This is a genomic window from Providencia sp. PROV189, assembly GCF_028480065.1.
GTDB lineage: Bacteria > Pseudomonadota > Gammaproteobacteria > Enterobacterales > Enterobacteriaceae > Providencia > Providencia stuartii.
Map to the genome: position 1 here is coordinate 207061 of NZ_JAMPOG010000003.1, position 24768 is coordinate 231828.

The window sequence follows — 24768 nt, forward strand, 5'->3', positions numbered from 1 at the left end:
CTCCTTAGCGATGAACAGAAGAATGGGAGTTGTGGGGCGTGCGTTCAGAAACTGCTAATTCGTCATATCCAGATAATTCGCAATATTGACGAGTGAAAGTGATATGCTCTAATTCCCCAATAACAAGCTCTAACGTTGTTCTAACGGTACAGTCAAGCATCATATGCCCCCCTTGCACATGACCATTTTCATCTGAAATGGCTAAATGCAAATGTTCGCCTTCGCTATCTAATGTGCCGATAAGTGAAACAATTTCGTATCGACCAACAAATTGATCGGTTGTCTCTTTTCCTGCAAAACGCAAATTAACGCGAGTTAAGCTACCAACACAACCAGCAATGAAAGCGGCTTTTAAGTGGTTCTGCTGAATAAAATGACGCAGTGTTGGAATAACATCCTCGCCGGGCCGTAATCGCAGGGCAAAATAGCGCGCATTGGAGGCGGGAGGGAAAGCTACATTCATATGAGTGATCCTAATTATATGACGACTTGAATATAAGGTGATTTGTCAACTCGGCGAAATACAGTGATATCGTCAGTGATAATAATTTTATATTGACCTCATATTATTATAAGTAACAATCAAGGAGATATCAGTAACGAAGTGTTTTCTATTGCTTATTTAATTGGAATTGCGATTAATTTGCGTTAAGTGAAAAACAATCAGTTAAAAAACAATATATCCACTTAATTAATAAGGTTAAAATGTTGAACATCTGTGTTAGTTCAGAGTGCTAAGCAGGCGATGACGTGGTATGAATAAAAATAATTAAGTCAATTGTAACGATTTTGAGTTTAAACTGTGACTAAACCGTTTATTTGCTGATTATAGAGGTGATTATGCGTTGGCAAGACCGTCGTCGTAGCGACAATATTGAAGATAGAAGATCAGAAAATTCATCAGGGGGTTTTCAAGGCAATGGTCGGGGGATACGAATTCCATTACGAGGAAAAAGTGGCGTTGTTATTCTGATTGTTATTGTCGTAGCTGGCTATTATGGCGTTGATCTCACGGGGTTAATTACCGGAGAGCCTATCGGTAATCACTCTTCGCAACAAGCCCAAAATCGTACCATTAGCCCACAAGAGGCACAGTTAGCCGACTTTACGTCAGTGATGCTTGCTTCCACAGAAGATGTTTGGCAAACGGAATTTAAAAAGCTAGGCAAACAATACCAGCAGCCTAAATTAGTCATTTATCGCAATGGTACTTCGACAGCGTGTGGGCAAGGTAAAGCATTTATGGGGCCGTTTTATTGTCCAGCTGATAATAAAGTTTATATCGACCTGTCATTTTATAATGACATGAAAACCAAATTAGGGGCTGGTGGTGAATTTGCGCAAGGGTACGTCGTGGCTCATGAAATCGGCCATCATGTGCAGCACTTATTAGGCATTGAACGGCAAGTAAGAAAATTACAGCAAGGTGTAAGTACAAAAGAAGCCAACAAACTGTCGGTGAAACTTGAATTACAGGCCGATTGTTTTGCGGGTGTTTGGGGGCACAATATGGATAAAGAGGGCATCTTAGACGATGGCGACTTACAATCCGCGTTGAATGCGGCTCAGGCAATTGGTGATGACAGATTACAGCAGCAGAGCCAAGGTCGCGTGATCCCAGATAGTTTTACGCATGGCACCTCACAACAGCGCTATTTTTGGTTTAAAAAAGGGTTTGAGACGGGAGATATCAATAGCTGCAACACCTTTTCAGCGCAAAATACATTTTAAGGAGGCTCAGATGAAGCTCAGCCATAGCGTTAGTGGGGCGATTAGAACTTTCAGCTATTTTATGGCAAGTGGTTCACATTACATGCTCGAGGGGATTGATTATTTGTCGCTGTATGGCGAGGAGCCGAGTGCTATTGAACAAGCGTACGCAATATTTATCAATACACTGGAAATTGATGAGGCAGGGGAAGTATTGAATTTTACTCATGCGCAGAAAAGAGCAACGGATTATATTCGAAGTTACTGTGATGCTTCTTTTAACGTTGACCCTCCTTTTGAAGAGTGGGAAGTCGCTCTATATTAATGTATGACCTGCCCAAATATGAGGTTAAAGTGTTCTATTTGACGCGTACCATATTGATAACCACGCTTTTATTTTTCGGGTTGATAAATGCGTCAGCGAAAACCCATTATACCATTGATGATCTATCAACGGAGGGGATGTTAACGCTCTCCATGGATTTACCTAAATCCGAGCAGGAACAAAAATTGATCGTGAGAGGGGAAGCGTGGGGGTTAAAACCGCAAATTAACCATCCTCAGTGCCAAGGTACGTTGTTAAAGAAAAATACCGAAAATGAATGGATTGTGCCTATAGGTTGTGAACGGGTTTCGTGGCATGTCCTCCCTAATAAAGTTGCAAAAGGGCATGTTGACGCCTCGAAGCAAGCGACTATTTTCATTACCAGTGAATATCAAAACAAAAAACAGATATTGCTTTCTGAGCCTACGTCATTATTGCGCTTAGTCAATGATGAAGAAGGGATTATTCGTGCTGCCGATGGGATCGCTATCTATGGCGCGAAAGCTGAAAATACAAGCGCGTGGTCGGTTCCTGCCTATTATAAGGCGCCTGAATTTTATTTAGTGGGGGATATTCGATTGCAACAAGTGGACTTAACGAATATGAAAGTTCGCTATTTTAGTGACAACGTCACGTTAACCGATCAATATCAGCTAAATGGTTATCACCAACAAGCCTTAAAGTATTTAACCAAAGCGTTATCAATTTCACCTCAAGACAAGCGTGATAATACATTGTTGGTGATTTGGCTCGGCAGTAATGAAAAAAATGGCTTTATTGGTGGGGCGGCGGGTGGTCGCAGTTTCGTGGCTAACTATTTATATTCTGATAAAAAGGATGATAAAAACATTAATCTCAATAATGCAAAAACCCAACTTGTTATTGCCCATGAGCAATTTCATCAACTTATTGATATGGTAAGGGAAAATAAATCAACGCAGCCAGCTTGGGTTGAGGAAGGCCTTGCTCAATATTATGCTTTGAAAGCATTAAAACAGATGGAAAGCCAGCCACAAATTGTTTCGTCAATTGAATCTGCAATGATGCCATTAAATGCTCCAGTGACACATACTTTTATTGAACTAGATAAGCGATTTAAAGCAGGGGATCGCTCTGTTTATGCTGAGTTCTATTCTCAAGGCGCTACATTTTGGCGAAAATTAGATACTATTTTACAGAAGGTCGCCAATAATCCATCAGGATTAGACCCGTTCATTACTGAATTAATGACATTACCTTCCGAGTCGAATGGTGATTTACCCGCATCTTTCAAAAATAAAATGATCGCTATCGGAGGAGAGCCTGTAAATATCTTATTTCAACAATATATCGGGCAATAATATGCCGTGACGTTTGCTTCTTATTCGGTGAGCCAATAACATAAGCCGTACTTTTTATCTTTCGCTAATTTTATAAGCAAAAGCAGCACGTTTTACAGGGAATACAATATGAGTCAAGTCGATCCTACCTTGATAATTTTACTGGTTTTAGCAGGCCTTGGGATCATCAGTCATAATATGACGGTGACATTAGCTATGTTATTTTTGCTGGTGGTGCGGATCACACCTTTAAATAATTTCTTTCCTTGGGTAGAGAAATATGGGTTAACGATTGGGATATTAATATTAACTATTGGTGTGATGGCTCCTATTGCTAGTGGTAAAATTTCAGCACAAGATGTATTAGGTTCCTTTTTAAATTGGAAATCACTGCTTGCTATTGTGATCGGGGTGTTAGTTTCTTGGTTGGGAAGCCGTGGTGTTACGTTAATGTCACATCAACCTTCAACAGTAGCAGGCCTACTTGTTGGCACGGTTGTCGGCGTAGCACTCTTCCGTGGTGTTCCTGTTGGTCCTCTTATCGCAGCAGGGATCTTGTCATTATTGATCGGTAAATCTTAGCGGGTATATGAATTATTCACTTCCTAAAATCTGTGCTCAACTTAATGATTGTGGTCATCGGCGCTTGTTGGTGCTCTCTGGTGAGAGCTTGTGGATAGATAAACAATTAAATGAAATTCAATCAATTATCGCGGGTGATTGGCAGGCCCTTTCATCAACAATAACGGGGGCATTGCCCGTTAAAAATGCACATTTATTATTAGGCAGAGAGTTTTTACATGGGGTCTTTGATGCAAGAGAAGGTTTGCATAGCGAGGCTCTCGCTATGCTTGCTGGGGCATTAAAGGCTGGGAGCTTGCTGGTTTTATGTACGCCACCACAAACTGAGTGGGCGTATTCATTGGATAACGATAGTATTCGATGGAATGAGCAAAATGGCATGATCGCCACGCCTAATTTTGTGCATCATTTACAGCAGTTGATACAGGCGCAATCTGACGTGCTGGTTTGGCAACAAGATAAGCCAGCGCATTTTTCTCTTTTACCCGAAAAAGAGCATTGGCAACCACCTTCGGGTGAGGCGACACCGGCTCAGCAATATGTACTGGAACAGTTGTTATCCGCAAATGACGGTGTTTGGGGGATCATCGCTCCCCGTGGGCGAGGGAAATCGACCCTTGCAGGAATGTTGATCCGCAACTGGCAAGGGGAGTGCTGGTGCTGTGCGCCTGCTAAAGTCGCGATACGAACACTAGAAAAATCAGCCGGTCAGCCGCTCAATTTTTGGGCGCCAGATGAATTATTACGTTACTGTAAGAAGAATGGTGACATAAAAGCTGACTGGTTGATTATTGATGAAGCGGCAGCGATTCCAAGTTATATTCTGCGCCAACTGGTCAATTATTTTCCACGTGTTTTATTAACGACAACGGTGGATGGCTATGAAGGAACAGGGCGAGGCTTTATCAATAAGTTTTGTGCGCAATTGGGCGGTTTTACTGCTCTCGATTTAGTCGAGCCTATCCGCTGGGCTAAGCATGATCCCCTTGAACATTGGCTCAATCAGGCATTATTACTAGAAGAGCCTGAAGGTGTAAACGATCACTCGCCATTACAGCTAATTGAGCCTATCAGCCAGCAACAATTAGTTGATGATCCTAAACAACTGAAAAGTTTTTATGGATTACTCACCAGTGCACATTATCGAACATCCCCTCTCGATCTTCGTCGGTTACTTGATGCAAGTCGCCAGCAATTTATGTTGGCCAAATCGGCGACGCAATTGATTGGAGCCTTATGGATGGTTGAAGAAGGTGGGTTAGATAGCCAACTAAGTTGGCAAATTTGGGCTGGTCTCCGCCGCCCTAGGGGGAGTTTAGTGGCACAATCCCTTGCTGCTCATTATTACTTCCCTGAGGCGCCTCAGATGTCATCACTACGTGCAACGAGGATCGCGGTTGAGGCTGCTTATCGCCGACAAAAAATTGGCTCACAACTGCTTGACGCTCAAAAACAGCAGGCCGTTTACCAAGGCAAAGATTTTTTATCAGTGAGTTTTGGTCTGACACCGGAGTTATTACGTTTTTGGCAACAAGCGGGTTATCAATTAGTACGTGTTGGTGAACACCTTGAAGCAAGCAGTGGATGTTACACGGCGATGGCGATTTTACCGCTATCATCACAAGCACAACGCATGTGTGAGCAAGCCAAACACAACTTGCCAAGGGATCTCTTTTGGCGTCGTGACCTTGAGCCATTCCACTTGCCGACATGTGATAAGCAGCATTTAACGCCCGAAGATTGGATTGAACTGGTTGGATTTGGCTTTTATCATCGTACGTTGGCAGCGAGTAGTGCGGCGATACAACGTTTATTAGCGCATCAAGAAGGTGGGTTGAAGCTGCTGCGTTTCTATTTTCAACTACAGTTATCTTTGGAAGAGATTTGCCAACAGCTATCATTAACGGGGCAAAAAGCGTGGTTACAACAAGCAAGGGCAGAAGTTAAAGACGTTGTGCAACGTGACCACCCTGAGCTTGTTAAAACGATAGCGCAAAAAATTAGCCCTTCTTATCTTTAGGCCAATCATCGTTATCATCCCAAAGATGATTGTTATCTTTATGAGGGGGAAGCTCGGGTTTATTATCAAGAAATTTTTTATGATCTACTCGCATCATCTCTTTGATAGAATTCCAGATGACGCCAACTAAAATCAGTAGGATCACCCACCAATAATCTGCTAACCAATGCATATGTCGCCTTTGTGCTTGCTAATAAGAGGTGATTAAAAAGGTGGATGAAAAGTTGAAACTTTTACAGGCACACATTTGGCATCACATTACTATTTGAATTTCGATAGGGTATACCCTAGTCATTGGGTTTATTTAATCATGTTTTTGAAGCCGTTGGGAGAGCCATTTTGAATATAAAAAAAGGATTGTTGATCCTAATAGGTTGGCTCGCGGTAATATTAGCATGCTTAGGCGTTGTATTGCCGGTACTGCCAACAACCCCCTTTCTCTTATTGGCGGCATGGTGCTTTTCTCGCTCATCGCCGCGTTTTCATCACTGGTTACTTTATCGTTCATGGTTTGGTGGCTATATCCGACATTGGCAAACGTATAAAGGTTTGCCAAAAGGCGCTAAACCTAAAGCGATAGCCGTGATATTAGTTACGTTTACGATTTCAATTTGGGTTGTGAACTTTTGGTGGTTAAAGTTAGGTCTATTTGTCCTGTTATGCTGGCTAGTGATTTTTATGTATCGATTACCGGTGATAGATAAACCTGTATCGAATGATAATAAAGTATGATGGTGTTAAATGAAAAAGCGCCAAGAGATTTGGCGCTTTTTGAGGCTATTCTGGAATTTTAATGTAGCGATTAAAAACATATTCTAGATTCGCTAATAGCCAATCTTTACCCAAGATAACTTCTTCTTGTAAAACAGATTGAACCACTTGAGGGGTCAACAGTTGCTCAGCGTCATGGGATAAGGGCCAATAGCTAATATGCCAAGGTTCATAGGCAACACCTGCATTTTTAGCGGTGAAAGGGCGGTAGAAGTCATATGTGGCCATATTGTCACTTAGCCACTGATTCAGCTCAGCAAAATAGCCGCCTTGTTCGTATTCCCATGGCTCAAGTTGCAGTGATTGCCCTTCAGGGAGACGCAATGGGTCATAGACGTCAATTTCCGTGCCCCAATGGTGGCGGCTTGCGCCCGGCAGGGCGGACCAATGCAAAATAGCTTCACATAATTCGCCTTCGCTTAATACGCTAATATCTAGCGGATTACTTTGTTTATCAAGAACGGGGCGCTTTCCGGTAAACTTCTCATTCCAAATCAGTTGCTGACGTGAAAAATCACGGAATGCACTGGCGGATTGGAGCTTGAAGCCAGCCTTCGCCGCCGCTTGTTGCATGGACAAAAATGCTTTTGTCGCATTAAATTGTAGGCGGTGATTACCGCCTAATGTCACGAGATGGTCGGTTGAACGGCCGGTGAGCATGGCGATGGTCATCATAGTAACAGTAGCTCCATTATGCGTTCATAAATCCGTGCCAGTTGCTGTAGGTCATGTACACTGACACACTCGTCAACTTTATGAATAGTGGCATTGAGTGGCCCTAATTCAATGACCTGTGCCCCCATTTGAGCAATAAAACGCCCATCAGATGTCCCACCACTCGTTGAGAGCTCTGTAGTGCGCCCCGTGAATTCATGAATAGCTTGCACGGTGGCGTCGACTAATTTCCCTGTACGGGTTAAGAAAGGCTGGCCCGAAAGCTTCCATTCAATTTCATAGCGTAATTGGTGTCGTGCTAGCATCTCTTCAACACGCTCACGGATGATTTTGTCGGTTAATTCTGTGCTAAATCGGAAATTAAACTGAACGAAAAACTCACCCGGAATAACATTTGTCGCACCAGTACCCGCATGAAGATTGGCGATCTGCATACTGGTCGCGGGGAAAAATTCATTACCTTGATCCCACTGTGTTGATACAAGTTCTTGTAAAAAATTTGTCGCTCGATGTACTGGATTATCGGCAAGGTGTGGATATGCGACATGCCCTTGCGTGCCTAAAATCGTTAAATTCGCTGTGATAGAGCCTCGGCGGCCATTTTTAACGATATCACCGAGTTGAGTTTGGCTAGAAGGCTCGCCCACTAAACAGTAATCTAACCGCTCATTACGTTGCATCAACGTTTCAACGACCTTAACCGTACCATTTGTCGCCTTTGCCTCTTCATCGGACGTGATTAAAAAGGCTAACCGACCACGATGATCGGGATGTTTTTGTACAAAACGCTCGGCAGCGACGACCATAGCTGCAACGGAGCCTTTCATATCCGCTGCACCACGACCATAAAGGTGTTGGTTGATAATGGTTGGTATGAAAGGGGGCGTTTGCCATTTTGTCTCATCCCCAGCGGGAACGACATCCGTATGGCCTGCAAATGCTAAGGTCTCGCCGTCGGCACCTCGATAAGCCCAGAAATTAGCCGTATCATCAAATAACATTTTTTCAACGGTGAACCCTACTTTTTCGAGTCGTTCAATTAATAATGCCTGACACCCTTGGTCATCAGGGCTAATTGATGGGCGAGAGATGAGTTCTTGAGCGAGTTGTATAACAGGACAATCCATCACTGCGCTCCGGCTTATTGAGTAAATTGTTGATATTCATCAGCGGAAAAACCGACAAGATAGCGGTTGTCTGCTGAAACGAGAATTGGGCGCTTGATCATCGCAGGTTCAGCCAATAACACTTTTTTGGCGCTTTCAGCATCAACAACGGCATTTTTTTCAGCATCACTGAGTTTACGCCAAGTTGTGCCTCTTTTATTAACTAAAACTTCCCAACCGAGCTGAGCGATGAACGCCGATAATAAGGCATCATCAATCCCCTCAACACGGTAATCATGAAATTGATAATTAATGCCATTATCTTCCAAGTAGCGACGCGCCTTTTTGATCGTGTCACAATTTTTAATACCATACATAATGTAAGGGGAAGAAGTGCTGTTTGACATAAAATTTTCCTTTGATGATTTACTGTTAGCCCTACATAATGCGCGAAAATCTATTCAGGATCTAGCTTTCTGTGGGAAAGAAAAGTTAATCTAATGATTAAATTAATAGTTAATTAAATTATTTCATAATAAATTAATTATAGTAAATATATTATTTTGCTCTCATGTATATTAGACTTGCTTCTAATCGGGAGCGTACATTTAGTTTTTTAAGTAAATTACGGATGTGCACTTTTACTGTTTCTTCTGAAATAAAAAGTAATTGGGAAATTTCCCTATTTTTTAATCCAGCCGCCATTTCATGCAATATTTCGCATTCTCTGCGCGTTAATGATGATAATGGGTCATTAATTTTATGGCGATTAACGAGATATTGATAGACTTTTTCGCTAAATACATGGTGCCCAGCCGCTGCTTTTCGCATGCTATTCATCAGCATATCAAGTTCACTATTTTTAAGCAGATAGCCTTGTGCGCCTGCATCAATAGCATTGTAGATATCTGTTTTTAAAGCTGAAAATGATAAAACTAATAAATACGACTTAAGGCAGCGTTTACGTAATAAGCGAATTGTTTCGAATGTTTTAGTACCATAAATATTGATATCAGTTAGTATTATGTCAGGTTGTAGTTTGTCAGCAATATCAAGTGCTTCAGAGCAATTACAGCATTCAGCTGCGACAGTGAAATATGCATCTGAGTCGATAAGGTGCCGTAAACCATAGCGATAAATAGGATGTTCATCAATAATCATAACGGTTTGGGAAGACATAGTAGATTCCTTTTTATGCCTGACAATAATAAAAGAGGACAGCTTAATAGCAAACACGCCATTACATTAAATATGTTATAGCCTTCAATTTTCGCCTTTATTACTATTTTTTAATGCTCATTGTATTTAATTATTAATTTATATAATTAATATTCAGAACCCCGAAATAGAAAACCAAAAAAATAATAACTCGATTTTTATATGATTAAAATTATCAAAAGTAATTATATCTATAATATATAATTGGCCTTCAAGTATATTGATTGAGTGAGAGTTTGAGGTGATATTTTAGGCTAACTCGTATTACTAACTGATGTAACCGAAAGAATTTTCTGGAAATTGTCATCAAGATCATGATTTGCTTGTCTGAACTGTTTATACTGTTTACTGCTTTTACCCTACCTACTTTGAAAGGACTTGATGATGGATGATAAATTAAAACAAAGTGCTCTTGATTTTCATGAGTTTCCTCATCCAGGAAAAATAACTGTAACACCGACTAAACCATTAACGACTCAACGCGATTTGGCTCTTGCATACTCACCAGGGGTTGCGGTTCCATGTCTTGAAATCGCCTCAGAGCCACTATCAGCGTATCGTTATACCGCGAAAGGGAACCTTGTCGGTGTGATCTCAAACGGTACAGCGGTTTTGGGATTAGGTAATATTGGGGCCTTGGCGGGTAAACCCGTTATGGAAGGGAAAGGGGTGCTATTTAAGAAGTTTTCTGGCATTGATGTGTTCGACATCGAAGTTGATGAAACCGATCCCGATAAACTTGTTGATATTATTGCTTCTCTTGAGCCAACTTTTGGGGGTATCAACCTAGAAGATATTAAAGCGCCTGAATGTTTTTATATTGAGCAGAAGCTGCGCGAAAGAATGAATATCCCTGTGTTCCATGATGATCAGCACGGAACCGCAATTATTTGTACGGCGGCGGTGATCAACGGCCTTCGTATTGTTAAAAAAGATATCGGTGATGTTCGCCTAGTCGTTTCAGGTGCAGGTGCAGCGTCAATTGCATGTATGAACCTGCTTGTTGCACTAGGTTTAAAACACGAAAATATCACAGTCTGCGACTCCAAAGGGGTGATTTATAAAGGCCGTGATGAAAAAATGGATGTCACAAAAGCCGCCTATGCCATTGAAGATAATGGCGCAAGAACCCTTGCGGATGTGATCCCAAATGCAGATATTTTCTTAGGTTGTTCTGGTCCTGGTGTGCTGACCCAAGACATGGTGAAAACCATGGCGAAAGACCCGCTTATTTTAGCGCTTGCTAACCCTGAACCTGAAATTTTACCGCCATTAGCAAAAGAAGTACGTCCAGATGCCATTATTTGTACAGGCCGCTCTGATTATCCTAACCAAGTGAACAACGTATTATGTTTCCCGTTCATCTTCCGTGGCGCGTTGGATGTTGGCGCAACGACCATCAACGAAGAGATGAAACTCGCTTGTGTTTATGCGATTGCTGATTTAGCGTTGGCAGAGCAGAGTGAGGAAGTTGCTTCTGCTTATGGCAACCAAGACTTATTCTTCGGCCCTGAATACATTATTCCGAAGCCTTTTGATCCACGTTTGATAGTTAAAATTGCGCCAGCAGTGGCAAAAGCGGCGATGGATTCAGGGGTTGCCACACGTCCAATTGCAGACTTTGATGCTTATATCGAAAAACTGAACCAGTTTGTCTATAAAACAAACTTGTTTATGAAGCCTATCTTTTCACAAGCCAAAAAAGAGAAAAAACGTATTGTTTTGGCAGAAGGGGAAGAAGAGCGCGTATTACATGCGACACAAGAGTTGGTTTCCCTTGGCTTAGCATTCCCAATTCTAGTTGGACGCCCAAGTGTGATTGAGAAACGTATTCAAAAACTTGGCCTGCATATTGAGCTAGGGAAAGATTTTGAAGTGGTTAACAATGAAAACGATCCACGTTTCAAAGAGTACTGGCAAGAATATTACCAAATCATGAAACGCCGTGGTGTTTCACAAGAGATGGCACGTCGTGCGGTGATTGGTAACCCGACTTTAATCGGCGGTATCATGGTACTTCGTGGTGAAGCGGATGGTATGATCTGTGGAACCGTTGGTAGTTACAGCGAACACTATAGCGTAGTAAAAAATCTGTTCGGTTTCCGTGAAGGCGCTCATGCAGCAGGGGCGATGAACGCACTATTATTACCAACGGGTAACACGTTTGTTGCCGATACCTATGTGAACGAAGATCCAACACCAGAAGAGCTAGCGGAAATTACCTTAATGGCAGCCGATACGGTGCGCCGTTTTGGTATTGAACCGAAAGTGGCACTGTTATCCCGTTCCAGTTTCGGCTCTTCTGATTGTGCATCCGCACAAAAAATGCGTGATACATTAGCGCTGGTCAAGGCTCAAGCGCCGCATCTTGAAATCGATGGCGAAATGCATGCCGATGCTGCATTGATTGAATCTATCCGTAAAGATGTCATGCCTGATAGCCCACTAAAAGGGTCAGCAAACTTGTTGATCATGCCAAATATGGAAGCGGCACGTATTAGCTATAACTTATTACGTGTAACAAGCTCTGATGGTGTGACGGTAGGTCCGGTGTTAATGGGGGTTTCAAAACCTGTACACATCCTCACCGCGATAGCTTCTGTACGTCGTATTGTTAATATGGTGGCATTGGCTGCTGTTGAAGCACAAACACATCCACTATAATTTCACTTAATATCTAAAGGCCTCTAAATTTTAATATTTAGAGGCCTTTTTAATTGAAAATCATTCTCATTATCTGTATTTTGGGTAATCCTGTACTCAATAGATGGAAAAGATAATGATATCAGTAACATTGAAGGCAAAGTCCTCCCTTATCGCAATGGCGCTATTGTTGGTTGCGGGTTGTGCACAGCAAATAGAACAAAAGCCGGTAGAGCTAGATAGTCAGCTTACCGGACAAGGGCAAATCATTGACTTACAATCAGGTCAATCCATTACACCTCAACAGCTTATTGAGCAGTTATCTCAATCATCTCGCGTTATTGTCGGTGAAAAACACGACAATATGTATCATCACCAAATAGAGCAGTGGCTGGCTCAAGAGATGCACAAAACGCGTCCACAAGGCTCAGTGTTACTTGAAATGCTCCAACCAGATCAGCAAAAAAGTATTAACTCAGTGAAAGCACAAATGCAGGGAGATCCGTATATTCGCGATGAAAAATTGCAGTTGTCGATTAAATGGAATAGTGGATGGCCGTGGGAGCAGTATGGCGAGTTGACTAAACAACTATTAAAAGCCCCGTACCCACTACTTTCAGCAAATTTGAATAAGGAAGAGGTCAAGGAAGCATACAAAAATCCGCCAGTATTAAATGGCGTATATTCGACTCAACCTGTCGTGCAGGAGTTGATCAGTAAGACGATTGAAACCTCTCATGACGGCAAATTAACACCGGAGCAGGTTGAAAAGATGACGGTTATTCAACAAATGCGTGATCGTCGTATGGCTAAATCACTGTTACAAGCACCAACCCCAGCCTTGTTGTTTGTGGGGGGGTATCATGCGACACGAGCTATTGGTGTACCGTTACATGTGCAAGATCTGGCTCCTGATGCTGAATTTACTGTGCTGATCATTTCAGAAAAAGGGAATGCTATCGATAATCTTCATGCGGATTATGTTTGGTATACGCCTAGTGTAAATCAAGCGGTTGAAAAATAATCATTTTATAATTATTTGTAATGTAATTGTGATAATGAAACAAATTTGAATAAAAATAGTTTTCATTTGCATATGAAATTGATTATCATTTGGGTTTTTTGGCACAGCAAATAAGATTAAAATGAGTACGATTACATTTGAGCACTACCAGAACCAAAGTATGAAAATGGGTAGTGCGGTTATTGTTGCAATTGCATTACATTTTTTAGTTATTGGACTTTTTTTACGCAGCTCTGACGATCAACAGTGGGATAATCCCGTGCCACCACCATCCGTTGTGGTGGAAGTTTCCATGGAAGCGGAAGCTAAACAGGTCACAGAAGTGAATATCGGCCAAGTGCAGGAGGTCTCTGTGGCAAGTAAAGCCCAAGAAGCTGAACCTGAGCAGTCTGAGCTACCTACCGCACCCGTAAATGAAAATGCTGAACTGTTAGTAACCAAAACCGAAAAGAAAAAGCCACAACCGACGCCTAAAAAAGAGAAGAAAGAACCGCCTAAAAAGCCTATTAAAAAGCTTGAAAGTGATAACTCAAAATCAAATTCAGCGCCTGTGACTAGTGATGCTGCTGCATTGAAACAGAGCAATAAGATTGCGGCTGATTTCAATAGTCAATCACAATCGCAACTGGATGCAGAAAAAGCGTGGCAGGCTCTCGTTCTCGGCCAATTGAATAAATTTAAACGCTACCCTGATGATGCTCGGCGACGTAACCGCACAGGAATTCCTGTGGTTGAATTTGACGTTGATGCTCAGGGCTATGTTATTAAAAGCTCACTGATTAAAGGGTCAGGAACTCGCTCTCTTGATAGGGAAGCCGAAAAAGTCCTTTCTCGAGCACAACCACTTCCCATCCCTCCAGCCGAAATGCTTAGGAATGGCAAAGTTACGGTAAGAATGCCAATAGACTTCACACTTGAAAACTAACGGTTAATCAGGGTAACAGAATGATTATAAGAACAGATTTATTGTCAGTATCCACTCGAATCGCTAAATTCTGTCTAATAGCATTTATTGGACTACATGCAGGCCATGCCCTTGCGGAGGAACAGATGTCAGCACCAAAAGCGAAAAAGCAGCCATATACAATGACGACACACGGTGATGTGCGTGTCGATAACTATTATTGGATGAGAGACGACCATAGAAAATCACAAGAAGTTATTGATTATTTAGAAAAAGAAAATGCCTATAGTCAACAGCAACTGGCGTTGGGCCAACCATTAAAAAAACAGATTTATGATGAATTACTTTCACGCATGAAACAAGATGATGAGTCTGTACCTTATGACTTTAATGGCTATACCTATCGTAGCCGATTTGAAGCAGGTAAAAACTATCCTATTTATGAACGCAGACCTGTGAATAGCGAAGGAGAGTGGCAAACACTGGTTGATGGTAATCAACGAGCGGAGGGGAGCGAGTACTACCGTTTAGGTGCGCTTACCGTTTCACCAGACAATAAAATCGTGGCGATTGCGGAAGATAGAGAGGGTCGTAATAACTATGCGGTCTCTTTCCGTTCATTAGACAGCCAAGCGTGGAAAAATGATGAGTTAACGAATACATCGGGCAATATTGTTTGGGCCAATGATAGCAACACTTTATTTTATGTAAATAAAGACCTACAAACCTTGTTGCCATATCAAGTGTTCCGCCACCAAATCGGTGAACAACAGCATCAAGATGTCATGATGTATGAAGAAAAAGATGATACTTTTTATGTCAGCATCTCTAAATCAACTTCCAAAGATTATATTTTTATTGGAATCACAAGTACTGAGACGTCGGAATATCGCTTAATTGATGCAAACAAGCCACATAATGAGGCTAACGTTTTCCAACCTCGTAAAACGGGCGTTGAATATTATCCTGATCATTTTCGCGGTCAATTTTATATTCGTTCGAACCATCAACACCCATTGTTTGGTCTGTATATCACAAGTCATGATGGCAAAAGCGATTGGGAGACTTTAGTCGCTCCACGTGATGATGTGGATTTGGAAGATTTTGAGCTATTTAACCAATGGTTAGTACTGGAAGAGCGGCAAAACGGTTTGGTTAATCTCCGTCAAATTAATTGGCAAACCAAAGCTGAAAATTATGTCCGTTTTGATGATCCCGCTTATATGGCATGGATTGATAACAACCCAGAGTCTGATACCGATAAGTTGCGCTATGGCTATTCATCAATGACGACACCTTCTTCTGTGTATGAAATTAATATGCAGACACAAGAAAGGCAGTTATTAAAACAGCAAGAAGTGAAAGATTTTGATAAATCCAAATATCAAAGTGAACGTTTGTGGGTGACGGCACAAGATGGTGTGAAAGTTCCTGTTTCATTAGTTTACCGAAAAGATTTATTTAAAGAGGGGCAAAATCCATTATTAGTCTATGGCTACGGTGCGTATGGTTACAGCATTGATCCCTCATTCAGCTCTTCACGTCTGTCACTGCTAGATAGAGGCTTTGTGTACGCGATTGCCCATATTCGCGGTGGTGGTGAACTGGGTAAACGGTGGTATCTACAAGGGAAAACAGTGAATAAAATGAACTCATTCACTGACTTTGTTGACGTGACAAATGCACTGATAAATCAGGGTTATGGAAAACAAGGCCATGTCTATGCCATGGGAGGAAGTGCAGGTGGACTGTTAATGGGAGCCGTAGTGAATATGGCGCCTGAACTGTATGAAGGGGTTGTCGCTTCTGTTCCATTCGTTGATGTGGTGACGACAATGTTAGATCCATCAATTCCATTGACCACCGGTGAATATGACGAATGGGGTAATCCTGAAAATGAAGAGGCATATTGGCGTATTAAGGCTTATAGCCCTTATGATAATGTCAAAAAACAAAAATACCCTCATATGTTAGTGACAACGGGCTTACATGATTCTCAAGTGCAATATTGGGAGCCGGCAAAATGGGTGGCAAAATTGCGTGAATATAAACAAGGAGATTCATTATTATTGTTAGAGACAAATATGAATGCGGGGCATGGTGGTAAATCAGGCCGCTATAATGCATTGGATGATATTGCCCTAGATTACAGCTTTATTTTAATGCTGGAAGATAAAAAACATTATTTTCCACAATTGAAAAACGAATATACTAATAACTCATTATTGTAAAATGGTTCGGCTATTGTTTCTTAACGATAGCCGAACAGTTGCATGGCAAAATTAAAGCATTAAATTTTATTTGGATGCATGTGAGCGCATGTTTAATTATCGCGTTTACAGGAATGGTTTAATGAATAATAAATTAAAAATAGTAGGAGCCAGCTTATTATGTGCTGGGCTTCATAGTATTGCTTTTGCAGAAGATACACAGCAACAACAAAATAAAGATATCGTACAATTTAGTAAATTAAAAATTTCAGGTACTGAGAAACAAACGCCATTAGTTAAAGCCTTAGAAAAGCCTGGGGCATTTAGTGCAGTAGGTACGCAAAATAAACTGGAAGGATTAGATAAAATTATTCGTACTATGCCGGGAACCTACACCCAAATGGACGCGAGCCAAGGTACAGTCAATGTCAATATCCGCGGTTTGAGTGGATTTGGTCGTGTTAATATGATGGTGGATGGTATTAGCCAAACATATTATGGCATTTCACCGAGTAACTACACCCATGGTCAACAACCAAATAATGATTTTGGGGCATTAATTGATCCCAACTTTATTGTTAAAGTTGAAGTTGAAAAAGGGCAGTTAAATGGTGGAGAGAGTGTCAATGCACTTGTAGGTAGCGCTAATTTTAGAACTATCGGTATTGACGATGTGATTTTTGATGGCAACTTATATGGCTTAAGAAGCAAAGCCCGTTGGGGGGATAATGGATTAGGCTATAATGGCATGGTTGCCGTTGCAGGGAAAACGCCAGTTAATACCAATGATGGATATTTAGGTGGCTTAATTGCAGTCAGTGGTCATAATATCCCCGCGAATTATAAAAATGGTGCAGGTTATGATAGTGATGATTTTGCCACTGATCATACTTTTAAACAAAAACCCCAATCGCAACTCACCAAATTGAAATATAAACCTGATGATAGCCATGAATTAGAATTTAGTGGGCGTTTTTATCAAAATAAATTAACTCGCCGTAAAATAAATAGCGAGGATTATTATCTTAAATATAAATATACGCCACTTAATGAGTTAATTGATACTGAGCTTATTATTAGTCATGGAGAGAGTAAGCAGACATTTGAAGGGGATTCATTGGGTTGGGCATTACGTCAAGGTGAATCCAAAAATAATGCAGATGGGATCAATCTTGCCAATACGAGTCGTTTTTCTTATGGGGAGACGGACTATGAATGGAAAATAGGTTCTAAGCTGTTAAAAAATAAATATGAACGTAAAGTAAGTTCGGTATCTGACCAAAATACAATCATTTATAACCAGTTCTCACCCAGTGGCACATTAGACTTAATGAGTTTGTATACGCAATTCAATGCTAAATATGATATTTACTCAGCCACTTTTAATCTGAATTATGCACATTACAAGCTAAAAGGGTTTAAACCCGCTTGCGATGATGACGTTAAATGTTTTCCTCAAGGCGACGCATCAATAAACTTAAAAGAGGGAGGCTTCAACCCGGGGGTATTGCTTTCGGCAGAAATCATTCCTGAATTTCAACCTTTTGTAAGTTACGCACACTCAATGCGTGCACCAAATTCCCAAGAGGTATTTTTCTCTCAGAATGGCGGTAACTCAATGAACCCATTCTTAAAAGGAGAAAAAGCACAAACATGGCAAATTGGTTTCAATAGCATGAGACCTGATCTCATCGTGCAAGATGACCAATTCACGATGAAAGCGCTTTGGTTCCATACTAGAATTAAGGATTATATTACCAGTAAGCCTTATTTGTTGTGTCGACCAAGATCATATGCTGAATTTACATGGTGTTTGATGAATGAAAGTGTCTGGGATAAAGAGTTCCCGGATTTTATGCAGAAAAGTTATATCTATATGAACGATCCACGCGAGGTCAACTTACGGGGTTATGAATTACAAGCTAATTATGATGCAGGCGTTTTTTATTCAACATTATCTTATACCAAAGAGACGGGTGACCAGCCTAATTCGATAGCCAGCGTTGCTGATTTTAGTGCGGGGGATTTTACTGAGTTACCAGACTATTATTTGACGCTAGATACAGGTGTTCGGTTATTAGATGAAAAGTTGACATTAGGCTCAGTCATCACTGTTACAGGGCCAGCAAAGCGTATTGGCGTTGAATCATTAGTTGATAATAATGGTGATGCATTGAAAGATAAATATGAAAAGCAACCGACAGTTATTGACTTGTATGCTGATTATGAAATCAATAAAAATGTCACATTGATGTTTACAGTGAATAATGTGACCAATGAGGTTTATTCTGACGCCTTGAACCGTTCAAATTCGACGGCCATTATGGAAGTGCGTGGTAATAATAACGCAACGGCAAGAGGGCGTTCATATATGCTAGGTGGTGTCGTTCGCTTCTAACTCGTAATCAATATCAGGGTATCAACGTGTTGATACCCTTTACGCCTATTTTAAAACAGAACGAGGTGCACGTTTCATTTTCATTTTAGTGATATCAGTGACTTCACTTTCTACCCACCCATCATTTAGGCGTGTTTTAAGCTTTTGGCCTAATTTCACCTGAGAAGTTTTTTTCAATACTGCACCGTCAGAGGTTTCACTAATACTAAAGCCACGAGCCAATGTAGCCAGTGGGCTGACCGTTTCCATTTTTGAACAAGCGACCGCAAAACGCTGCTTATAGCTATTCAGTAACTCGGTCATCATATTCTGTAAATGGTATTGTGTCTGTTGTAGCGACCGATGTTGCTGTTGTAATTGAGGCCGCAAGTCTTGTTGTGACAGCCGACGTTGCAATTGGTCATGACGTAGCTGAGCGGTTTGCAACCGCCTTGTGATAGTTTGGGTCAGTTTCTGATTAAGCAGGCTCAATTGATGTTGTTGCCTTGCTAAACGGAGTTGTGGATGTTGTTGCTGTAAGCGATGCTGTAAACGACTAAAACGTTGCTGCTGCCCTGCAAGGTAATAATCCATCGCTATTTCAAGACGCTGTTGAGCAGAATCTAATTGGCGAATTAATTCCACTTGGTTACGGCTAACCAATTCAGCGGCAGCCGAAGGCGTCGGAGCGCGAACATCGGCCACAAAATCGGCGATCGTGATATCCGTTTCATGACCTACCGCACTAACAATAGGTAATCGGCTAGCAAAAATAGCTCTAGCGACAATTTCTTCATTAAACGCCCACAAATCTTCTAATGAGCCACCACCACGCCCCACAATCAGTACATCACACTCACCTCGTTTATTGGCTAACTCAATCGCTCGGGCAATTTGTGCAGGAGCTTGATCTCCTTGAACGGCTGTTGGGTAGATCACAACTGGGAGTGATGGGTCACGGCGACGTAAAATATGCAGAATGTCGTGTAATGCAGCGCCTGTTGCTGAGGTAATAACACCAATGCGTTTTGCAGGGGAGGGTAAAGGCTGCTTATGTGTTACATCAAATAAGCCTTCTGCGCCTAACATTTGTTTGAGTAACTCAAAACGCTGCTGTAGCAGACCTTCGCCAGCCGGTTGCATGCTTTCAATGATAATTTGATAGTCACCACGAGGCTCATAAAGTGTGACACTTGCCCGTACTAAAACTTGTTGACCATTTTGTGGACGAAATGTGACGCGTGCATTTTGTCCGCGAAACATAGCCGCACGAACCTGAGCTTTGTCATCTTTTAATGTGAGATACCAATGACCAGAGCTAGGTTGCGAAAAGTTTGATATTTCGGCTGTCAGCCATATTTTACCCATTTGGCGGTCTAGAAGTTCACGGACAGCTTGATTGAGTTTGCTGACAGAATAAATTCCACTATTTTGTTGAGTCGACATGTGAGCTAGATCAAATTCTAAAACAATGACTTAATTGGTTGATACTAACCTAGTCAGAGGAGTTATCAAGTTTTTTTTCAAAAAAGGACTGGAGGCAATCGGTTTCGGTGTGTATAATGCCGCGGCAATATTTTATACCTTTCCATAACGCTGCCTGGTGAGATATTGCCTATGTTACGCATAAAAAAAGAAGCTCTAACTTTCGACGACGTATTGCTCGTTCCTGCACACTCAACCGTATTACCAAACACGGCCGATCTATCAACCCAACTGACTGCAACTATCCGCCTGAATATTCCTATGCTTTCTGCAGCGATGGATACAGTGACTGAATCTGATCTTGCGATTGCACTGGCTCAAGAGGGTGGCCTTGGTTTTATCCACAAAAACATGTCTATTGAGCGCCAAGCGGAAGAAGTTCGTCGCGTGAAAAAACATGAAAGTGGGGTTGTAACTGATCCGGTTACCGTTACCCCTGAGACAACGATCCGCGAAGTTCAAGAAATGGCAGAACGTAATGGTTTTGCTGGTTATCCTGTTGTGGCTGCGGATAAATCGCTTGTGGGGATCATTACAGGTCGTGACGTTCGTTTTGTTACCGATCTGGATCAGCCTGTCACTGCGGTAATGACACCGAAAGAGCGTCTCGTTACGGTAAAAGAGGGCGAAGCTCGTGAAGTTGTACTGCAAAAAATGCACGAAAAACGCGTTGAAAAAGCCCTAGTGATCGATGATAACTTCCACCTGTTAGGGATGATCACAGTTAAAGATTTCCAAAAAGCAGAACGTAAACCAAATGCTTGTAAAGACGAACAAGGTCGTCTGCGTGTTGGTGCGGCAGTTGGTGCTGGCGCGGGCAACGAAGAACGTGTTGATGCGCTGGTGGCTGCGGGAATCGACGTATTATTGATCGACTCTTCACACGGTCACTCTGAAGGTGTATTGCAACGTATTCGTGAAACACGCAAAAAATACCCAGACTTACCGATTATCGGTGGTAACGTCGCAACGGCTGAGGGTGCAAAAGCACTAGCGGAAGCGGGTGTGAGTGCCGTTAAAGTGGGTATCGGCCCTGGTTCTATTTGTACTACGCGTATCGTGACGGGGGTCGGTGTACCGCAAATTACGGCAATTGCTGATGCTGTCGAGGCATTAGAAGGAACAGGTATCCCTGTAATTGCCGATGGCGGTATTCGTTTTTCTGGCGATATTTCTAAGGCGATTGCCGCAGGGGCAGCCTGTGTTATGGTTGGCTCCATGTTTGCAGGAACAGAAGAATCTCCGGGTGAAACTATCCTTTTCCAAGGACGTAGCTATAAAGCCTATCGAGGCATGGGCTCATTAGGCGCAATGTCTAAAGGCTCTTCAGACCGTTATTTCCAGTCTGATAATGCGGCTGACAAATTAGTTCCAGAAGGGATTGAAGGGCGTGTTGCTTATAAAGGCCGTCTAAAAGATATTATCCATCAACAAATGGGTGGATTACGTTCCTGTATGGGGCTGACAGGTTGTGGTACTATTGATGATCTTCGTACTAAAGCCGAGTTTGTCCGTATTAGTGGTGCGGGTATCCAAGAAAGCCACGTACATGATGTAACCATCACTAAAGAGTCCCCGAATTACCGTCTGGGACAATAACAGATAATGATTCAGGGTAGCTCCGTAGTTAATTACGGAGCTACCAATTTTCTATTTTTGACTTGAATTTTTGGAATTCTCCTCAAATGACAACAAATATCCATAAGCATCGCATTCTTATCCTTGATTTCGGCTCACAGTACTCACAACTGATTGCTCGCCGTGTTCGTGAAATTGGCGTTTATTGTGAACTCTGGGCGTGGGACGTTTCAGAAGAGCAAATCCGTGAATTCAATCCAAACGGTATCATCCTTTCTGGTGGCCCAGAAAGCACCACAGAAAATGATAGCCCACGTGCTCCTGAGTATGTATTTAATGCAGGTATACCCGTTTTAGGTATCTGCTATGGCATGCAAACCATGTCAATGCAACTTGGTGGTACCGTCGAGGTTTCTGGTGAGCGTGAATTTGGTTACGCAAAAGTTGAAATCACTGAGCAATGTGATTTGTTCCGTGATATTCAAGACTCACTCAACGAAAATGGTACGCCAGTGCTGGATGTCTGGATGAGCCATGGCGATAAAGTGACTGCGATCCCCGCGGATTTTAAAACTATCGCAAGTACACCAAACTGCCCATTTGCAATCATGGCAAATGAAGAGAAAAAATTCTATGGTGTTCAATTCCACCCAGAAGTAACACACACTTACCAAGGCCTCAATATTCTGAAGCGCTTTGTGCAGGATATTTGCCAATGTGAAGCTCTGTGGACGCCAGCGGCGATTATTGATGATACTGTAGCACGCCTCAAAGAGCAGATTGGCGATGATCATGTGATTTTAGCACTGTCTGGCGGTGTCGATTCTTCTGTAACCGCTTTGTTGTTAAACCGTGCGATTGGTAAACGACTCACGTGTGTATTTGTTGATAACGGCTTGTTGCGTTTAAACGAAGCTGATCAAGTGATGGAGATGTTTGCAGGTAAATTTGACCTAAACATTATCCATGTGAAAGCAGAAGATCGTTTCCTGAGTGCATTAGCAGGTATTCACGACCCAGAAGCAAAACGTAAAGCGATTGGTCATGTATTTATCGATGTGTTTGATGAAGAAGCTTCAAAACAAACGCAAGTTAAATGGTTGGCACAAGGTACTATCTATCCAGATATTATTGAATCTGCGGCGTCAGCGACGGGTAAAGCGCATGTCATTAAATCTCACCATAACGTCGGTGGGTTACCAGAAGACATGAAGTTAGGCCTAGTTGAGCCATTGAAAGAGCTGTTCAAAGATGAAGTTCGTAAAATTGGTCTTGAACTTGGCTTGCCATACGACATGCTATATCGTCACCCATTCCCAGGTCCAGGCCTCGGCGTACGTGTTTTAGGTGAAGTGAAAAAAGAGTATTGTGATCTTCTGCGTCGTGCCGATGCTATCTTTATTGAAGAGCTACACAAAGCAGAGCTTTATCACAAGGTTAGCCAAGCATTTACGGTATTCCTGCCTGTGCGTTCTGTTGGTGTGATGGGTGATGGTCGTAAATACGATTGGGTTGTTTCTTTACGTGCAGTTGAGACAATTGACTTTATGACCGCACACTGGGCTCATTTACCATATGATTTCTTAGGCCGTGTTTCAAACCGCATTATCAATGAGGTCGATGGGATTTCAAGGGTCGTGTATGATATCAGCGGTAAGCCACCAGCAACGATCGAATGGGAATAATCCCTCAATAAGAATTAGCTGGCATTGACTAGCAAAATAACGACTTAAGCCCATGTAAAAATGGGCTTTTTTGTTTTTGTTGCTTGTTGTGTCTGAAGCTCAATTACGCTAGTTAATATTGATTATCTATTTGAACTACGAGCTTCTATTTCCAATTAATGGGATGGACTACCTCCTCCCTCTGAGGTTAACTGAACAAAATATACTCAGCAGGAGCATTATCATGAATGTTATCTATCTCGGTATTGATTTGGCTAAAAATGTTTTTCAACTTTGTGGATTAAATCAGTCGGGTAAACCGGTTTATAAAAAACACCCTGATCGTAAAACGTTACTGCAGACCGTAGCGAATATTCCGGCTTGCCTGATTGGTGTGGAAGCCTCCACGGGCGCATTTTACTGGTAGCGTGAGTTCGAAAAACTGGGACATAAGGTAAAAGTGATCAGACCCCAGTATGTAAAACCCTTTGTTCGCGGGCAAAAAAATGACGGTAATGATGCACAGGCTATCGCAATTGCTCTGATGCAGCCAACAATGCAGTTCGTTCCCCCAAAAAGTCCGGAACAGCAGGATATTCAAGCCCTGCACCGGGCAAGACAGCGTATTGTTAATCACCGCACTGCGACAGTCTGTCAAATCAGAGGATTACTGCTTGACCGTGGAATAACAATCGGTACGGCAGTCTCAAGGGTTCGTCACGCTATTCCGCTGATTCTGGAGGACACAGAAAATGGTCTTAGTACCAGAATGCGCAGGACGATAGCAGAACTCTATGATCTTTTTAACGACCTTGGTCATCGTATAAACTTTTTGATAAAGAAATTGATACTGTTTTCCGACAATCTGAAGCCTGTCAGCGGATTGCCAAAGTTAAAGGTATTGGCCTTAAAACAGCGACTGCAGTTGTTGCTGCGATTGGCAAAGGAACTGAATTCAAAAATGGTCGTCATTTCGCTGCCTGGTTAGGAGTTCACTCCAGTGGCGACAGACAGGTGCTGATGAACATAACCAAAAAAGGCGATAAGCATTTACGACCCTTATTTATTCATGGAGCCCGGGCAGTCGTCAGAGTGGCTGCAAATAATAATGAGGGTTACTTAAACCAATGGGTTAATCAGCTAAAAGAGCGACAGGG

Annotated in this window: 20 protein-coding genes and 1 pseudogene; 14 read left to right on the forward strand and 7 right to left on the reverse strand. The window is 42.0% G+C overall.

All coding sequences use genetic code 11. The annotated features are described in order from the left end of the window. Positions 1-4: 4 nt before the first annotated feature. Positions 5-463 (reverse strand): PPC domain-containing DNA-binding protein, encoded by a 459-nt coding sequence (locus PR833_RS02290; RefSeq protein ID WP_014656117.1) that lies wholly within the window; start codon positions 461-463, stop codon positions 5-7. Positions 464-840: 377 nt separating this feature from the next. Here PR833_RS02290 and ypfJ point away from each other — a divergent pair, with 377 nt between their 5' ends. The 5 genes from ypfJ to PR833_RS02315 all read left to right on the forward strand — a co-directional run bounded on the left by ypfJ (position 841) and on the right by PR833_RS02315 (position 5956). Then, positions 841-1731 (forward strand): KPN_02809 family neutral zinc metallopeptidase, encoded by an 891-nt coding sequence (gene ypfJ, locus PR833_RS02295; RefSeq protein ID WP_116820361.1) that lies wholly within the window; start codon positions 841-843, stop codon positions 1729-1731. Between the two features lie 10 nt (positions 1732-1741). Continuing rightward, positions 1742-2035, forward strand: coding sequence for a DUF7677 family protein (locus PR833_RS02300; protein WP_004920570.1), 294 nt, complete (start codon positions 1742-1744; stop codon positions 2033-2035). Next, positions 2035-3375, forward strand: a complete 1341-nt coding sequence (locus tag PR833_RS02305) for a hypothetical protein (protein ID WP_088499236.1) — start codon at positions 2035-2037, stop codon at positions 3373-3375. Before PR833_RS02300 ends, PR833_RS02305 begins: the two co-directional genes overlap by 1 nt. Before the next feature lie 108 nt (positions 3376-3483). Further along, positions 3484-3936 (forward strand): DUF441 domain-containing protein, encoded by a 453-nt coding sequence (locus PR833_RS02310; protein WP_272525851.1) that lies wholly within the window; start codon positions 3484-3486, stop codon positions 3934-3936. A 7-nt stretch (positions 3937-3943) separates the two neighbouring features. Further along, positions 3944-5956, forward strand: a complete 2013-nt coding sequence (locus PR833_RS02315) for a tRNA(Met) cytidine acetyltransferase TmcA (protein ID WP_113532671.1) — start codon at positions 3944-3946, stop codon at positions 5954-5956. Here PR833_RS02315 and PR833_RS02320 read toward each other — a convergent pair. Continuing rightward, positions 5937-6128 (reverse strand): YpfN family protein, encoded by a 192-nt coding sequence (locus PR833_RS02320; protein ID WP_004920559.1) that lies wholly within the window; start codon positions 6126-6128, stop codon positions 5937-5939. The genes PR833_RS02315 and PR833_RS02320 overlap by 20 nt on opposite strands. A 173-nt stretch (positions 6129-6301) precedes the next feature. On the opposite strand from PR833_RS02320, the gene PR833_RS02325 reads away from it, so the two are divergent. After that, positions 6302-6688 carry a DUF454 family protein gene (locus PR833_RS02325; RefSeq protein ID WP_181710202.1) on the forward strand — a complete coding sequence of 129 codons (387 nt, stop codon included), beginning with the start codon at positions 6302-6304 and terminating at the stop codon, positions 6686-6688. A gap of 45 nt (positions 6689-6733) precedes the next feature. Here the strand turns inward: PR833_RS02325 and PR833_RS02330 are convergent, their stop codons facing one another. From PR833_RS02330 to PR833_RS02345, 4 genes are all read right to left on the reverse strand, one after another. Further along, positions 6734-7402 carry a M15 family metallopeptidase gene (locus tag PR833_RS02330; protein ID WP_004920553.1) on the reverse strand — a complete coding sequence of 223 codons (669 nt, stop codon included), beginning with the start codon at positions 7400-7402 and terminating at the stop codon, positions 6734-6736. Then, entirely contained in the window at positions 7399-8529 is a 1131-nt protein-coding gene (dapE, locus tag PR833_RS02335; protein ID WP_004920549.1) for a succinyl-diaminopimelate desuccinylase, read from the reverse strand. The genes PR833_RS02330 and dapE overlap by 4 nt, the downstream gene beginning before the upstream one ends. 14 nt (positions 8530-8543) lie before the next feature. Then, the gene (locus tag PR833_RS02340; protein ID WP_040133223.1) at positions 8544-8915 is read right to left on the reverse strand and encodes an ArsC family reductase; all 372 of its coding nucleotides are present in this window, start codon (positions 8913-8915) and stop codon (positions 8544-8546) included. 151 nt (positions 8916-9066) lie between these two features. After that, positions 9067-9687: a LuxR C-terminal-related transcriptional regulator gene (locus PR833_RS02345; RefSeq protein ID WP_014656110.1), complete on the reverse strand. Its 621-nt coding sequence runs from the start codon at positions 9685-9687 to the stop codon at positions 9067-9069. Between the two features lie 423 nt (positions 9688-10110). Between PR833_RS02345 and maeB the strand changes: the two genes are divergently transcribed. The 5 genes from maeB to PR833_RS02370 all read left to right on the forward strand — a co-directional run bounded on the left by maeB (position 10111) and on the right by PR833_RS02370 (position 18905). After that, positions 10111-12390, forward strand: coding sequence for an NADP-dependent oxaloacetate-decarboxylating malate dehydrogenase (gene maeB / locus PR833_RS02350; protein WP_014656109.1), 2280 nt, complete (start codon positions 10111-10113; stop codon positions 12388-12390). Between the two features lie 115 nt (positions 12391-12505). Further along, positions 12506-13393, forward strand: a complete 888-nt coding sequence (locus PR833_RS02355) for a ChaN family lipoprotein (protein WP_036940522.1) — start codon at positions 12506-12508, stop codon at positions 13391-13393. Positions 13394-13514: 121 nt separating this feature from the next. Then, complete coding sequence (locus PR833_RS02360) at positions 13515-14318, forward strand: energy transducer TonB (protein WP_004920535.1); 804 nt, start codon at positions 13515-13517, stop codon at positions 14316-14318. 20 nt (positions 14319-14338) lie between these two features. After that, positions 14339-16528 (forward strand): S9 family peptidase, encoded by a 2190-nt coding sequence (locus PR833_RS02365; protein ID WP_272525852.1) that lies wholly within the window; start codon positions 14339-14341, stop codon positions 16526-16528. Positions 16529-16649: 121 nt separating this feature from the next. Then, positions 16650-18905, forward strand: coding sequence for a TonB-dependent receptor domain-containing protein (locus tag PR833_RS02370; RefSeq protein ID WP_036940515.1), 2256 nt, complete (start codon positions 16650-16652; stop codon positions 18903-18905). Between the two features lie 45 nt (positions 18906-18950). Here the strand turns inward: PR833_RS02370 and xseA are convergent, their stop codons facing one another. Further along, positions 18951-20330 carry an exodeoxyribonuclease VII large subunit gene (xseA, locus tag PR833_RS02375; RefSeq protein ID WP_272525853.1) on the reverse strand — a complete coding sequence of 460 codons (1380 nt, stop codon included), beginning with the start codon at positions 20328-20330 and terminating at the stop codon, positions 18951-18953. A gap of 171 nt (positions 20331-20501) precedes the next feature. On the opposite strand from xseA, the gene guaB reads away from it, so the two are divergent. From guaB to PR833_RS02390, 3 genes and pseudogenes are all read left to right on the forward strand, one after another. Continuing rightward, positions 20502-21968, forward strand: a complete 1467-nt coding sequence (guaB, locus tag PR833_RS02380; RefSeq protein ID WP_004920523.1) for an IMP dehydrogenase — start codon at positions 20502-20504, stop codon at positions 21966-21968. A gap of 86 nt (positions 21969-22054) precedes the next feature. Next, the gene (guaA, locus tag PR833_RS02385) at positions 22055-23632 is read left to right on the forward strand and encodes a glutamine-hydrolyzing GMP synthase (RefSeq protein WP_060561063.1); all 1578 of its coding nucleotides are present in this window, start codon (positions 22055-22057) and stop codon (positions 23630-23632) included. Positions 23633-23855: 223 nt separating this feature from the next. Next, a pseudogene (locus tag PR833_RS02390) lies at positions 23856-24768 on the forward strand (IS110 family transposase); the annotation flags it as partial.

Bases quoted from the DNA above. Each gene is read 5' to 3' on its own strand.
- PR833_RS02365 (WP_272525852.1), top strand. From the start codon at position 14,339: ATGATTATAAGAACAGATTTATTGTCAGTATCCACTCGAATCGCTAAA.
- PR833_RS02345 (WP_014656110.1), bottom strand. From the start codon at position 9,687: ATGTCTTCCCAAACCGTTATGATTATTGATGAACATCCTATTTATCGC.
- PR833_RS02315 (WP_113532671.1), top strand. From the start codon at position 3,944: ATGAATTATTCACTTCCTAAAATCTGTGCTCAACTTAATGATTGTGGT.
- PR833_RS02340 (WP_040133223.1), bottom strand. From the start codon at position 8,915: ATGTCAAACAGCACTTCTTCCCCTTACATTATGTATGGTATTAAAAAT.
- PR833_RS02370 (WP_036940515.1), top strand. From the start codon at position 16,650: ATGAATAATAAATTAAAAATAGTAGGAGCCAGCTTATTATGTGCTGGG.
- PR833_RS02320 (WP_004920559.1), bottom strand. From the start codon at position 6,128: ATGCATTGGTTAGCAGATTATTGGTGGGTGATCCTACTGATTTTAGTT.
- PR833_RS02290 (WP_014656117.1), bottom strand. From the start codon at position 463: ATGAATGTAGCTTTCCCTCCCGCCTCCAATGCGCGCTATTTTGCCCTG.
- PR833_RS02310 (WP_272525851.1), top strand. From the start codon at position 3,484: ATGAGTCAAGTCGATCCTACCTTGATAATTTTACTGGTTTTAGCAGGC.
- maeB (WP_014656109.1), top strand. From the start codon at position 10,111: ATGGATGATAAATTAAAACAAAGTGCTCTTGATTTTCATGAGTTTCCT.
- PR833_RS02305 (WP_088499236.1), top strand. From the start codon at position 2,035: ATGTATGACCTGCCCAAATATGAGGTTAAAGTGTTCTATTTGACGCGT.
- PR833_RS02360 (WP_004920535.1), top strand. From the start codon at position 13,515: ATGAGTACGATTACATTTGAGCACTACCAGAACCAAAGTATGAAAATG.
- xseA (WP_272525853.1), bottom strand. From the start codon at position 20,330: ATGTCGACTCAACAAAATAGTGGAATTTATTCTGTCAGCAAACTCAAT.
- guaB (WP_004920523.1), top strand. From the start codon at position 20,502: ATGTTACGCATAAAAAAAGAAGCTCTAACTTTCGACGACGTATTGCTC.
- PR833_RS02300 (WP_004920570.1), top strand. From the start codon at position 1,742: ATGAAGCTCAGCCATAGCGTTAGTGGGGCGATTAGAACTTTCAGCTAT.
- PR833_RS02355 (WP_036940522.1), top strand. From the start codon at position 12,506: ATGATATCAGTAACATTGAAGGCAAAGTCCTCCCTTATCGCAATGGCG.
- PR833_RS02330 (WP_004920553.1), bottom strand. From the start codon at position 7,402: ATGATGACCATCGCCATGCTCACCGGCCGTTCAACCGACCATCTCGTG.
- ypfJ (WP_116820361.1), top strand. From the start codon at position 841: ATGCGTTGGCAAGACCGTCGTCGTAGCGACAATATTGAAGATAGAAGA.
- dapE (WP_004920549.1), bottom strand. From the start codon at position 8,529: ATGGATTGTCCTGTTATACAACTCGCTCAAGAACTCATCTCTCGCCCA.
- guaA (WP_060561063.1), top strand. From the start codon at position 22,055: ATGACAACAAATATCCATAAGCATCGCATTCTTATCCTTGATTTCGGC.